This is a genomic window from Belnapia mucosa, assembly GCF_016775475.1.
Lineage (GTDB): Bacteria > Pseudomonadota > Alphaproteobacteria > Acetobacterales > Acetobacteraceae > Belnapia > Belnapia mucosa.
In genome coordinates, this window is record NZ_JAEUXJ010000005.1 from 1 (window position 1) to 11,990 (window position 11,990).

The 11,990-nt window shown below is 70.8% G+C and carries 11 protein-coding genes; 9 read left to right on the forward strand and 2 right to left on the reverse strand.

Going from position 1 to position 11,990, the window contains the following annotated elements:
• The first annotated feature begins 226 nt into the window (after positions 1 to 226).
• The 8 genes from dctP (at position 227) to JMJ55_RS13520 (ending at position 7,959) form a co-directional block, all read left to right on the forward strand.
• On the forward strand, positions 227 to 1,219 hold the full coding sequence (gene dctP / locus JMJ55_RS13485) for a TRAP transporter substrate-binding protein DctP (RefSeq protein ID WP_202826090.1): 993 nt from the start codon (positions 227 to 229) through the stop codon (positions 1,217 to 1,219).
• Positions 1,220 to 1,272: 53 nt separating this feature from the next.
• Positions 1,273 to 2,802, forward strand: a complete 1,530-nt coding sequence (locus JMJ55_RS13490; RefSeq protein WP_202826091.1) for a sulfatase — start codon at positions 1,273 to 1,275, stop codon at positions 2,800 to 2,802.
• Positions 2,799 to 3,782, forward strand: coding sequence for a Bug family tripartite tricarboxylate transporter substrate binding protein (locus JMJ55_RS13495; RefSeq protein WP_202826092.1), 984 nt, complete (start codon positions 2,799 to 2,801; stop codon positions 3,780 to 3,782). The genes JMJ55_RS13490 and JMJ55_RS13495 overlap by 4 nt, the downstream gene beginning before the upstream one ends.
• 144 nt (positions 3,783 to 3,926) lie before the next feature.
• Positions 3,927 to 4,928, forward strand: a complete 1,002-nt coding sequence (gene hemC, locus JMJ55_RS13500) for a hydroxymethylbilane synthase (RefSeq protein WP_202826093.1) — start codon at positions 3,927 to 3,929, stop codon at positions 4,926 to 4,928.
• 65 nt (positions 4,929 to 4,993) lie between these two features.
• Positions 4,994 to 5,842 (forward strand): ABC transporter substrate-binding protein, encoded by an 849-nt coding sequence (locus JMJ55_RS13505; protein WP_202826094.1) that lies wholly within the window; start codon positions 4,994 to 4,996, stop codon positions 5,840 to 5,842.
• 7 nt (positions 5,843 to 5,849) lie between these two features.
• Complete coding sequence (locus tag JMJ55_RS13510) at positions 5,850 to 6,521, forward strand: amino acid ABC transporter permease (protein ID WP_202826095.1); 672 nt, start codon at positions 5,850 to 5,852, stop codon at positions 6,519 to 6,521.
• Positions 6,521 to 7,207, forward strand: coding sequence for an amino acid ABC transporter permease (locus JMJ55_RS13515; protein ID WP_202826096.1), 687 nt, complete (start codon positions 6,521 to 6,523; stop codon positions 7,205 to 7,207). The genes JMJ55_RS13510 and JMJ55_RS13515 overlap by 1 nt, the downstream gene beginning before the upstream one ends.
• The gene (locus tag JMJ55_RS13520; RefSeq protein WP_202826097.1) at positions 7,204 to 7,959 is read left to right on the forward strand and encodes an SDR family NAD(P)-dependent oxidoreductase; all 756 of its coding nucleotides are present in this window, start codon (positions 7,204 to 7,206) and stop codon (positions 7,957 to 7,959) included. The genes JMJ55_RS13515 and JMJ55_RS13520 overlap by 4 nt, the downstream gene beginning before the upstream one ends.
• Here JMJ55_RS13520 and JMJ55_RS13525 read toward each other — a convergent pair.
• Positions 7,953 to 8,828, reverse strand: coding sequence for a polysaccharide deacetylase family protein (locus JMJ55_RS13525; RefSeq protein WP_202826098.1), 876 nt, complete (start codon positions 8,826 to 8,828; stop codon positions 7,953 to 7,955). The genes JMJ55_RS13520 and JMJ55_RS13525 overlap by 7 nt on opposite strands.
• A complete protein-coding gene (locus JMJ55_RS13530) occupies positions 8,829 to 10,400 on the reverse strand; it encodes an ABC transporter substrate-binding protein (RefSeq protein ID WP_202826099.1) in 1,572 nt (523 codons plus the stop codon). It lies immediately after the preceding gene.
• Between the two features lie 60 nt (positions 10,401 to 10,460).
• Here JMJ55_RS13530 and JMJ55_RS13535 point away from each other — a divergent pair, with 60 nt between their 5' ends.
• Positions 10,461 to 11,915 carry an N-acyl-D-amino-acid deacylase family protein gene (locus JMJ55_RS13535; protein WP_202826100.1) on the forward strand — a complete coding sequence of 485 codons (1,455 nt, stop codon included), beginning with the start codon at positions 10,461 to 10,463 and terminating at the stop codon, positions 11,913 to 11,915.
• Positions 11,916 to 11,990: the final 75 nt, after the last annotated feature.

Consider the following 11,990-nt stretch of genomic DNA (forward strand, 5'->3'; position numbering starts at 1 on the left):
CATGATACTGCAGCTCAAGCTGCGGGAAAGTCGGTCGCCGCCGGGCCACCCAGCCGGATCCAACAGTGAAACCCGTCAGTCGAAAGCCGCCAGCCCATCCAGGGCCGGCGGCTTTTTTTGTTTCCATGCTGCTTGCATCCAAGCTCTTCAGGCGGCACCCATGCAGGTGGCGCCGCCCTTTGGGCCGGATGGCAGCGCTTGCCCGCACGGCCCGGAAAGCCAGGACATGCCCGCCCGCCGCTCCCTGCTGGTCACCACCACCTTTTCCATGATTGGCGCGGCTGGCTGGCGGCCACGCCCGGCGCGGGCCGAAACCATCTGGCGCATGGCCACCGAATACCCGGAGCGCGCCATACCTGGCGAGGGGCTCACCGCCTTCGCCGCCGCCGTCGCACGACGCGCCGGCGATGCGCTGACGGTACGGCCAGGCTTCAATGCACCGGACGGCCTCCGCTCCGCCGCCATGCCGCGCGCCGTCGCCGAGGGCCGGCTGGAAGCGGCCGATGCCTTCACCGGCGCCCTGGCCGGCGAGTCGCCGATCTACGAGCTCTCCGCCCTGCCCTTCCTCACGGCCTCGACCGAGGATACACGCCGGTTGCTGGCGGCGGCGCGGCCGGCTTATGCGGCGGCGCTCGCGGCCCGCGGTCTCGACCTTCTTTATGCCACGCCCTGGCCGGCGAGCGGCCTCTGGTCCCGTCAGGCATTGCCGGGGCCGGAAGCGCTCCAGGGCCTCCGGGTGCGGACCTATGACGCCGCCAGCACCGCGGTGCTCCGTGCCGCTGGCGCCCAGGCGGTCCAGATCTCCTTCGCCGACGCCCTGCCGCGGCTGCGGGCTGGCGAGCTAGATGCAGTGCTGTCCTCCGGCGATGGTGGCGCCGGGGCGCGGCTGTGGGAGCTGCTGCCGCACTTCACCGTGCTCGACTACGCCTCGCCGCTCAGCCTCGCCTTCTGCAGCAAGGTTGCGCTCGCCGCGCTGCCGGAGGCAGCGCAAGCCGCCGTCCGTCAGGCCGGCGAGGAGACCGAATCCCGGCAATTCGCGGCCATGGCAACGCGGCTGGCGGAGAACACCGCCCGGATGCAGGCGAATGGCGTGACCATCGCCACCTCCCCTGCCCTGCGCGCGGCGCTGGCCCAGGCCTCGGTGCCGGTCATTGCGGATTGGGTAAGCCGGGTCGGACCGGGCGGCGAAGCCATCCTCGCCACCTATCGCCGCGGCTGAGGCAGCCAGCGCCGCCCCTTGGCAACGACCGGATGGGAGGCGAGGATCGGCGGATGCGCCTCATCTTCGTCCTGTTCGACAGCCTGAACCGCCACGCCCTCGGCGCCTATGGCGGAAGGCTGTTGCCGACGCCGAATTTCGACCGATTGGCGGCGTGCTCCGCGACATTCGACCGCCATTATGTCGGCAGCCTGCCCTGCATGCCCGCGCGGCGCGACCTGATGACCGGCCGCCTGAACTTCCTGCACCGCGCCTGGGGCCCGCTCGAGCCCTTCGACAACGCCTTCCCCGAGGTGCTGCGCGCCGCCAGCGGCACCTATAGCCACCTCGTCACCGACCATTACCACTATTTCGAGGATGGCGGCGTCGGCTTCCATGGCCGCTACTCCTCCTGGGAGTTCTTCCGCGGCCAGGAGAAGGACAAGTGGAAGGGCCTGGTGGCGCCGCCAATGGAGCGCTGGCGCGGCACCTACCACCCGACCCAGTTCGACGGCCGCACCGACCCCAACGCCAACCTGCCCTACTATGTCTCCCGCGAGCAGATGCGGGAGGAGGCGCAATTCCCCCTCGCCCTCTGCACCGCCGCCGCGCTGGAATTCCTCGAGACCAATCGCGGCGCCGATAACTGGCTGCTCCAATTGGAATGCTTCGACCCGCACGAGCCTTTCTTCGCCGCCGCCCGCTTCCGCGACGGCCTGCCGACCAATTACCGCGGGCCGGTGCTGGACTGGCCGCGCTATGGCCAGCCCGGCTATGCGCCGGAGGAGGAGGCGGAGCTGCGCGCCAACTACCTCGCGCTGCTGGCCATGTGCGACGAGTATCTCGGCCGGCTGCTCGACTGGATGGATGCGACGGGGGCCTGGGGCGATACGGCGTTGATCGTCTCGACCGATCATGGGCTGTTGCTCGGCGAGCATGAATACTGGGGCAAGAACCGGCCGCCCTTCTTCGAGGAGGTGGCGCATATCCCGCTCTTCCTGCACCACCCGGATTTCGCCTCGGCGGCCGGCACGCGGCGGGGGGCGCTGACCCAGACCACCGACCTGATGCCGACCATCCTCGATATCTTCGGCGCGCCGGTGCCGCCCGAGGTGCGAGGCCGGTCCCTCCTGCCGGTGCTGGCCCGTGACGAGCCGGTGCGGGAAGGTGTGATCTACGGCCAATTCGGCGGCGCGGTGAATTGCTGCGACGGCCGCTTCGCCTATCTTCGCTACCCCGAGGCCGAAGGGGCGGAGGTGCAGCTGCACCACTACACGCTGATGCCGGTCCATATGCGCACATTCTTCGAGCCGCAGGAGCTGGCCCGGGCCGAGCTGGCCGGACCTTTCGGCTTCACCAAGGGGATGCCGGTCCTGAAGCTGCCCCTGGTGCCCGATGCCGCGGCGAACATGATCCACCGCTACCCGCTGCTGGATGCACGCACGGCGCTCTACGACCTCGATTCCGATCCGGGCCAGGCCACGCCACTCGACGCACCGGCCGAGGCGGTGCGGCTGGCCGGGCTGATGCGCCGGCTGATGGCCGAGCAGGAGGCGCCGCCCGAGGCCTATGCCCGGCTCGGCTTGGAAGGGGTGGGACAATGACCGCGACTTCGGGCCGGATTGGCCGCCGCACCCTCGCTGGCCTGCTGCCGCTGGCAGCCCCGGCCCTGGCCCAGCCCGCCTGGCCGGACCGCCCGGTCCGCCTGCTGGTCGGCTTCGCCCCCGGCGGCACCGCCGATGTCATCGCCCGGCTCCTGGCCGGCGCGCTCCAGCCCCGGCTTGGCCAGCCGCTGGTGATCGAGAATCGCTCCGGCGCCGCCGGCATGCTGGCCCTCCAGCAGGCGGCGCATGCGGCGCCCGATGGCGCCACCTTCGCCTATGCCAATATCGGCCAAGTGGTGCTGACGCCGCTGCTGCAGCCGCGCATCGCCGCGCTGGACCCGGCGCGGGAGCTCCTGCCGGTGGCGCATGCGGTGAACATCCCTTTCTGCATCGGCTGCTCCGCCGCCCTGCCCTGCACCACCCTGGCGGAATTCCTCGCCCTGGCGCGGGCGCAGCCGGGGGCGATGAATTACGGCTCCTCCGGCGTCGGCCAGATGACCCATGTGGCGGTCGAGCTGCTGCGGGCGCGGACCGGCATCGAGCTGACGCATGTGCCCTTCCGCTCCGGCGCCCAGGCGGTGCAGGAGATGGCGGCGGGCCGCATCCAACTGGCGATGGAGGCCCTGTCCGTCCTGCGCGGCCCTGCCGAGGCGGGGCAGGTCCGCATCCTGGCCATCGCCGGCGCCTCGCGCAGCAGCCAAGCGCCGGAAGTGCCGACGGCCGCCGAAGCCGGGGTGGCGGATTTCGTGGTCTCCGGCTGGCAGGGATTCTTCGCCCCCACCGGCCTGCCGACCCCGATCCTGACGCGCTTCGCCGGCTTGGTGCGGGAGGCGCTGGACAGCCCCGCGGTTCGGAATTCTTTCGCCCAGCAGGGCTTCGAGCCCGGCCCGGGCGATGCAGCGGCCTTCGCCTCTTTCGTCGCAGCCGAGCGCGCACGCTGGACCGCCGTAGTGCAGCAGGCCGGCATCCGGGCGGAATAGCGGCCCGCCGCTGGGGAGGCCGCAAAAAACCCTGGCATTCCAGCCGCTGGAGGTGGATGAGACCCGCCAACTCCATTCGCGCAGGCGGCCCGCTGGCGCCTGCCCTGCCCCGGCCGCATCCGGGCCTGAAAGGACAAGACCGCGATGCGCCCGGTGCGCTCCCTCGACACCCCCGCCGCCTCGCGGCATGGCCGCGGCCAGACGCTGCCGCTGCGGGTCGGCACCCGCGGCTCGCCGCTGGCGCTCTGGCAGACGCGGCACTTCCTCTCAATCGTCAGCCGCTTCTGCCCGGTGCTGCGTGACGCCAAGGCTTTCGACGAGCATGTCATCAGCACCGAGGGCGACCGGGTGCAGGACCGACGGCTCGCCGATATCGGCGGCAAGGGCCTCTTTGCCAAGGAGATCCATGAGGCGCTGCTGGACGGGCAGGTGGATTTCGCGGTCCACAGCCTGAAGGATCTGGAGACGGAGCTTCCGCCGGGGATCGTGCTGGCCTGCCTGCTGCGGCGGGAGGACCCGCGCGACGCCATCGTGCTCGGCCCGGTCTGCGGCGCGCCCGACCGGCGCGACCCGCTGGCCTGCATCCCGCATGGGGCGCTGGTCGGCACCGCCTCGGTCCGGCGGCAGTCGCAGCTGCTGCATCTCCGGCCCGATCTGCGCTGCGAGATCATCCGCGGCAATATCCAGACCCGGCTGGGCCGGGTGCGGAACGGCGATTTCGCCGCCTCCTTCCTCGCCATCGCCGGGCTGAAGCGGATGGGGCTGGAGCGCGAGGCGGGGATCGTGCTCGACCCCGAAACGGTGGTGCCGGCGGCCGGTCAGGGCATCGTCGGCGTCACCGTCCGCGCCCGCGACACCGAGCTGCATGAGCTGCTCTCCGCCATTGAGGACCGCGAGGCGCGGGTGGTGGCGACGGCGGAGCGGGCGCTGCTGGGTGCGCTGGACGGCTCCTGCCGGACGCCGATCGGGGCGCATGCGCGGCTCGGGACGGATGGGGTGGTGCGGCTGACCGGGCTGGTGGCGCGGGCGGATGGCAGCTACCTGCTGCGTCACACCGCGGAGGGCCCGGCCGCCGACGCGGCGCGGCTCGGCCGCGCCCTCGGCGAGCGGCTGCGGCGGGAAGCGCCGGCGGATATCCTGACTTGAGCATGGCTTGACGGAATGCTCCGAGGCCGGAAGGCTGCCGCCTTCCCGGCTGATGGAGAGTTCACGTGCTGAGACGCCTGCTGCTGGCCGCCCCGCTGCTCGCCCTGGCCTTCGCCGCTCCGGCGCAGGAGGCCGACCATCCGCAGAACCGTCCCCTCATCGTCGGCTCCGATTTCGGCGTGGCGCCCTGGATGGTGCGCGGGGCCGGCGGGCCCGAGGGCTTCGGCGTCGACCTCATGACGGAGATCGCCAAGCGCCTCGGGCGGCCGGGGGTCGAGATCGTGGACGTGAATTTCTCCGGCCTCTTCGCCGCGCTGTTTGCCAAGCGCTTCGAGTTCACCGCCAACCCGCTCAACATCACCGAGGAGCGGGCGCAGCGGATGCTCTATACCGAGCCCTTCTTCGCCACCGGCAACGGCTTCATCACCCGGCGCAGCGACACCATGGCGGGGCTGGAGGCGCTGAAGGGCCGGGCCATCGCGGTCAACCGCGGCACCATCAGCGATACCTGGGCGACGGCGAATGCGGAGAAATACGGCTTCGAAGTGCAGCGCTACGACACCTTCCCCGACAGCGTGCAGGCGGTGCTGACGCGCCGCGCCTTCGCCGCCATCAACGAGATTCCGACCACCGTCTATGCCGCCAGCCAGAACCGGCAGATCACCGTTGCCTTCAAGGACTATACCGGCCGCAATTTCGGCATCGCCTTCCGCCCCGAGAGCCGCGAGTACCGCAACCGGGTGGAGGAGGTGCTGGAATGCATGAAGGGCGACGGCACGCTGGCGAAGCTGCATGAGAAATGGTACGGCGCGCCGCCCGATGCCGGCTCCTCCATGACCCAGGTCTTCCCCGGCTATGGTCCGCCCGGCCTGCCGGGCTTTGAGGATACGCCGCACACGCCGCGCTGCAGCTAGCGGCGGCATGGACCGCCTCGCCGAATACTACCTCAATCTCGAGATCCTCGGCACCTATGGTCCCGCCATCGCGGCGGGGCTCTGGGTGACGCTGGCGGCGGCCATCGCCACGGTCGCGCTCGGCATCGGGCTCGGCCTGATGATGGCGGTGGCGCTGGCGGCGCGGGTGCCGGTGCTGCGCCAGGCGATCGTGGTGTGGATCGAGGTCTTCCGCACCCTGCCGCAGCTCGCGGTCATCATCGTGCTCTATTTCGGCCTGCCCTATGCCGGCATCACCCTCTCGCCTTTCTGGGCGACGGTCGGGGCGCTGGGGGCGGTCCTCTCGGCCTTCGCCGCCGAGATTTTTCGCAGTGCCATCCAGGCTCTGCCGCGCGGGCAATGGGATGCGGCCTATGCGATGGGCTTCCGCTTCCGCGGCGCCTTCTTCCTGGTGATCCTGCCGGAGGCGGTGCGGCTGGCGATCCCGCTGCTGACCAACCGCGCCATCGCCATCACCAAGGGGACGGCGCTGGGGACGGCCGTCTCGCTCTCCGAGGTGCTGGGGCGGGCGCAGAGCGCGATGGCGATCGCGGCCAATCCCTCGCCGCTGACGCTGGCCGCCGCACTTTACCTCGTGCTGTTCTTGCCGCTGGTCATCGCCAGCCGCTGGCTGGAATCGCGCCGCGTGGTGCCGCGGTGATGCTGCAGGACCTGATCGACAACTTTGCCGATTGGGACAGCCTGGTGAAGGTCTGGCCGCTGCTGGCGCAGGGGCTCTGGCTGACGGCGAAGCTGGCGCTGGTGGCGCTGCCGCTCGGCATGCTGGCGGGGCTGCTGGTCGGGCTGGGCTGCGCGCTCGGCGGCCGCGCGGTGCGGATCGGGCTGCTCTGCTGGATCGACCTGTTCCGCGCCTTCCCGGTGCTGGTGCTGCTGGTGCTGATCTATTACGGCCTGCCCTTCCTCGGCCTGACGCTGCCGGCCTTCGCCGCGGTGGTGCTGGCGCTGGTGCTGAACAATTCCGGCTATTACGGCGAGATCTTCCGCGCCGGCCTCGCCAGCATCCCGCATGGGCAGCGGGAGGCGGCGGCGGCGCTCGGCCTCTCGCCGCTCCGGGCCATGCTGCTGGTGGTGCTGCCCCAGGCCTTGCGGGCGGTGATCGCGCCGCTCGCCTCGAACAGCCTGGAGCTGGTGAAGGCCACCTCCATCGCCGCCATGGTGGCGCTGCCGGAACTGCTGCGGAGCGCCCGCGTGGCGCAGGAGCAGACCTACAACCCGACGCCGCTGATGGCGGCCGCGGTGCTCTATTTCCTGCTGCTCTGGCCCTTCGCCCATGCGGTGGCGCGGCTGGAACGGCGCATGCTGGCAACGAGCGGAGCGGGGCGATGAGGCTGAAGGATCGCGTGGCGCTCGTCACCGGCGGGGCATCGGGCATCGGCCGCGCCATCGCGGCGCGCTTCGTGGCAGAGGGCGCCATCGTCGTCATCGCCGATGTGACGACCGTGGTGCGGGAGGGCGGCCAGCCGACGCATGAATGGCTCGGCATCGAGCATATCCAAATGGATGTGTCGGTGGAGGCGGAGTGCGAGGCGGCCGTCGCCCGGGTGGTGGCGCGGCACGGGCGGCTCGACGTGCTGGTGAACGATGCGGCGATCACCCTCGGCAAGCCGCTGCTCGATTGCTCGCGGGAGGAGTGGGACCGCGTGCTGGCGGTGAACCTCACCGGCTGCTTCCTGATGAGCCGTGCCGCGGTGCGGCAGATGGTCCAGCAGGCGCCGCGCGGCGAGGTGCGCGGGCGGATCGTCAACATCTCCTCGCAGCATGGGATGGTCGCCTCGCCGGGCGACATCGCCTATGGGACCTCCAAGGCGGGCGTCGCCTATCTCACGCGGCAGGTCGCGGTGGATTATGCGGCGCAGGGCATCGTCTGCAATGCGGTGGCGCCGGGGAAGATCCTGACGGGCAAGACGGGCCGTGCCATCGACCCGGCGATGATCGCCTATTCCCATGCCCGCACGCCCTGGCCGCGGCTCGGGCGGCCGGAGGATGTGGCGGGGGCGGCACTGTTCCTCGCCTCGGACGACGCGATGTATGTCACCGGGGAGAACCTGATGGTCGATGGCGGCTGGATGGCCTACTGAGACTGGCCTTTGTACCAGTCCAGCAGCTGCACCCCGTTCCAGTGCAGCACGCCGCTATGCTTCGCCACATGCTCGTAGAAGCGCTCGAGGTATTTGATCCGGTGCGGCTGGCCGGAGATATAGGGGTGGATGGCGATGGACATGATCTTCGCCCGTTCCGCTCCTTCCTCATACAGCCGGTCGAACTGGTCGATGGCGCGCCGCAGCAGGTAGTCGCTCTCGTGATGCTGCACGAGCATCATCGGGATGTCGTTCAGCTCCACCGTATAGGGCAGCGTGACGAGCGGCCCCTTCTCCGTGTGTATGGTGGTCGGCTCATCGTCATAGACCCAGTCGCCGATGTATCTCACGCCGGCCTCGGCCAGCAGCTCCGGCGTCTCCAGCGTCTGGGTCAGGCCGGGGCCGAGCCAACCAACGGGGCGCGTGCCGGTGAAGCGCTCCAGCGCATCCATCGAACGATGGATCATGGCGCGCTGATCGGCCTCCTTATGGATCGGCCCTTGTTCCCAGGAATGGCCCATGAACTCCCAGCCGGCCTCATGCGCCTGCCGCGCCACCCGTTCATAGTCCTGGCAGACCCGGGCATTGATCGAGAGAGTCGGGGCGATGCCCAGCCGCTCATAGAGCTTGAAGAAGCGCCAGACGCCGACGCGCATGCCGTATTCGTGCCAGGACCAGTTCGGCACATCGGGCAGCAGCACCTGGCCGGTCGGCGCCGGCAGCACCTGGCGGGCCATGGGCTTGGCGATATCCCAGACCTCCAGGTTCACGATGCTCCAGACCACGATGCGCGCATCGCCCGGCAGGCGCAGCGGCGGGCGGTCGACGATGGCGGAATAGGCGGCCCGGTCGCGCGGCTGCAGGCTCATTCAGGCTCTCCGTACGCCCCAGAAGACGCAATGGCCGGTAGGGATATCGAGGATGGTGCGGCGATGCGCCGTGACCCGGGAATACTCGCCGAGCGGCACATAGGGCAGGTCCTGCATCGCCTGGAGCTGAATCTCGCGGGCGATAGCCTGCTGCGCGGCTAGCTCCGTCGCGGCCATCCAGTCGCGGCGAAGCTGCTCGATCCGCGGACTGTCCGGCCAGCCGAACCAGGCGCCGGCGCCGTTCGACCGCAAGGCCAGATGCGACACGGGATCGAGCACCCCCGCCCCGGCGACGCCGCTCACAAACACGCTCCAGCCGCCCTGCGCCACCGGCGCCTTGCTGGCGCGGCGCTGGACGATGCTGCCCCAATCGGCGGCCACCAGCTGCACCGCCATGCCGGCCTGGCGCAGCCCATCCGCCACCACCTCGGCCAGGGCCTTCAACTGGGCGAAGTCGTTCGGCTGCAGCACCGCGACCGGCTCGCCGCGATAGCCGGCCGCATCCAGGGCGCGCCGGGCCGCGGTCGGGTCGCGCGGGCCGCGCAACGGGGCTAGGCCCACCTCGCTCGCCATCGGCGTGCCCGTGAGGAAGGTGCCGATATCGTCCCGCCAGGTGGCGCGATCCTCGCCATAGGCGGCGAGCATGCAATCCGTCTGGGAGATCACCGGCAGCACGGCACGGCGGATGGCGGGATTGTCGAAGGGCGGCTGCAGGTGATTGAAGCGCAGCACGCTGGCATTGCGGTCATCGACGGCGGTGACCGTCAGCTCCCGGTTCCGGCGCAGCAGCGGCACCAGATCGGCGCCGGCATATTCCAGCCAATCCACCTCGCCGCGTTGCAGGGCGGCGCCGGCCGTCGCCGGGTCAGGCAGGATGTGCCATTCCATCCGGTCGAAATGGACCTGCTTCGGGCCTGCGGTGCGGCTCGGCTGGCCCTCGCGCGGGCGGTAGCCCTCGAACCTTGCATAGGCGAGGCGCGCGCCGGCCAGCCGCTCCTCGGCCAGGAAGCGCCAGGGGCCGCTGCCGATCATCTCGGTCAGGCCGCGCGCCGGGTCGGCCAGAGCGAGGCGCTCCGGCATGATCGCCGGCATGGAGGTCGTGACCTTGCCCAGCGCCCGCGGCAGCAGCGGAAAGGGGTGCTTCAGGCGGAAGAGGATGGTGCGGTCGTCGGGCGCCGAGAGCTCGTCCGTTGCCGCCAGCAGCTCGGTGCCGAAGACGTCGCGCGCCGCCCAGCGGCGGATGGAGGCGACGCAGTCCCGCCCCCGCACCGGCTCGCCGTCATGGAAGAGGAGGCCCTCGCGCAGGGTCAGGGTCCAGCGGCGGCCCTCCTCCTCGATGCGATGCCCTTCGACCATCTGCGGCTGCACGCCATAGCCGGCATCGGTGCCGTAGAGCGTGTCGAAGACGGCATAGCCATGCAGCATCGTCACCGTCGCCGTGGTGACGATCGGGTCGAGGATGGCGAGATCGGCCTGGGGCACGAAGCGCAGCACGCGCTGGCCCTGGGCCGCCGCCAGGGCGGGGGCCGCAAGGGGTGCGGCAAGCAGGGCGCGGCGGGTCGGGCGCAGCATCACGGCAGCTTGGCAGCCCCCGGGCCGCGCGCCAAGCTCGGCGCATCGGGAGAATGATCCATGGCCCTCCGCTGCGACCTCATCATCCGCGACGCTACACTGATCGACGGCACCGGCGCCCCACGCCGCCGCGGCGACCTCGGCGTCACCGGGGACCGGATCACGGCCATCGGCGACCTCTCCGCCGCCAGCGCGGACCGCGAGGTGATGGCCGAGGGCCGCGCCCTCGCCCCGGGCTTCATCGATGCCCATACCCATGACGACCAGGCGGTGCTTTGCGGGCCGCACTGCATGGTCTGCAAGACCTCCCAGGGCGTCACCACGGTGGTGGTCGGGAATTGCGGCATCAGCCTCTCGCCGGTGCCGATGGCCGAGCGCCCGCCGGCGCCGCTCGACCAGGTCTGCGCCCCGGAATGGTGGATCTTCGACAGTTTCGGCGCCTATGCCGAGCGGTTGCGGCAGGAGCCGGCCGCGGTGAACACCCTGGCGCTGATCGGCCATATGTCGCTCCGTCTCGGCGCCATGGGCCGGGACCTCGACCGGCCGGCGACGGACCGCGAGGCGGAGGCCATGCGCCGCAAGCTGGAGGAGGCACTGGCCGAGGGCGCGGCCGGCCTCTCGACCGGCCTCTTCTACGCCCCCAGCAAGCACGCCCCGACCGATGAGGTGGTCGCGGTGGCCGAGGCGCTGCGGGCCCATCGCGGCCTCTATGTCACGCATATGCGGAACGAAGCGGAGGGGGTGCTGGACAGCATCGAGGAAACGCTCTCGATCGGCGCCGCAGCCGGGGTGCCGGTGGTCATCAGCCACCACAAATGCGCCATGCCGGAGAATCACGGCCGCTCGCGCGAGACGCTGGCGGCGATCGAGGCCGGGTCGCGGCGGCAGCCGGTCGCATTCGATGTCTACCCCTATGCCGCCGCCTCCACTTCGCTTGCCGCCCGCAAGCCGCGGCCGGATGTGCCGGTCCGGATCGCCACCTCCCTCCCCCATCCGGAAATGGCCGGGCGGATGCTGGCCGAGGTCGCGGCGGAATGGGGCATCTCGCTGGAGGAAGCGGTGTCGCGGCTGCTGCCGGGCAGCGGCATCTTCCACAACATGGCGGAGGAGGATGTGCAGCGGATCATGGCCCATCCCATGGCAATGATCGGCAGCGATGGCGGGCCGCTGGCCAAGCACCCGCATCCGCGGCTCTGGGGCACCTTCCCGCGCGTGCTCGGGCATTACAGCCGGGATCTCGGACTGTTCGGGCTGGAGGCGGCGATCCACAAGATGACCGGCCGCCCGGCCGCCGTCTTCGGCCTGCCGGATCGCGGCGTGCTGGCCCCCGGCGCGCATGCCGATCTCGTCCTTTTTGACCCCGCGACGGTGGCCGACCGCGCCACCTTCGCCGAGCCGCGCCAGCCAGCGGCCGGGATCGCGGAGGTCTGGGTGAATGGCCAGACCGCCTATGCCGCGGGGACCGGCGCCACTGAAGCGCGCTCGGGACGTCTCCTCCGCCGGCACGCCGTCTGAAATTAGGGAAATGCGCGACAGACGCGACAATTCTTCTGGGACATCAGGATCGCCCTGAGACGGGCCCGGCGTCAC

Bases quoted from the DNA above. Each gene is read 5' to 3' on its own strand.
- dctP (WP_202826090.1), top strand. From the start codon at position 227: ATGCCCGCCCGCCGCTCCCTGCTGGTCACCACCACCTTTTCCATGATT.
- JMJ55_RS13490 (WP_202826091.1), top strand. From the start codon at position 1,273: ATGCGCCTCATCTTCGTCCTGTTCGACAGCCTGAACCGCCACGCCCTC.
- JMJ55_RS13495 (WP_202826092.1), top strand. From the start codon at position 2,799: ATGACCGCGACTTCGGGCCGGATTGGCCGCCGCACCCTCGCTGGCCTG.
- hemC (WP_202826093.1), top strand. From the start codon at position 3,927: ATGCGCCCGGTGCGCTCCCTCGACACCCCCGCCGCCTCGCGGCATGGC.
- JMJ55_RS13510 (WP_202826095.1), top strand. From the start codon at position 5,850: ATGGACCGCCTCGCCGAATACTACCTCAATCTCGAGATCCTCGGCACC.
- JMJ55_RS13515 (WP_202826096.1), top strand. From the start codon at position 6,521: ATGCTGCAGGACCTGATCGACAACTTTGCCGATTGGGACAGCCTGGTG.
- JMJ55_RS13520 (WP_202826097.1), top strand. From the start codon at position 7,204: ATGAGGCTGAAGGATCGCGTGGCGCTCGTCACCGGCGGGGCATCGGGC.
- JMJ55_RS13525 (WP_202826098.1), bottom strand. From the start codon at position 8,828: ATGAGCCTGCAGCCGCGCGACCGGGCCGCCTATTCCGCCATCGTCGAC.
- JMJ55_RS13530 (WP_202826099.1), bottom strand. From the start codon at position 10,400: ATGCTGCGCCCGACCCGCCGCGCCCTGCTTGCCGCACCCCTTGCGGCC.
- JMJ55_RS13535 (WP_202826100.1), top strand. From the start codon at position 10,461: ATGGCCCTCCGCTGCGACCTCATCATCCGCGACGCTACACTGATCGAC.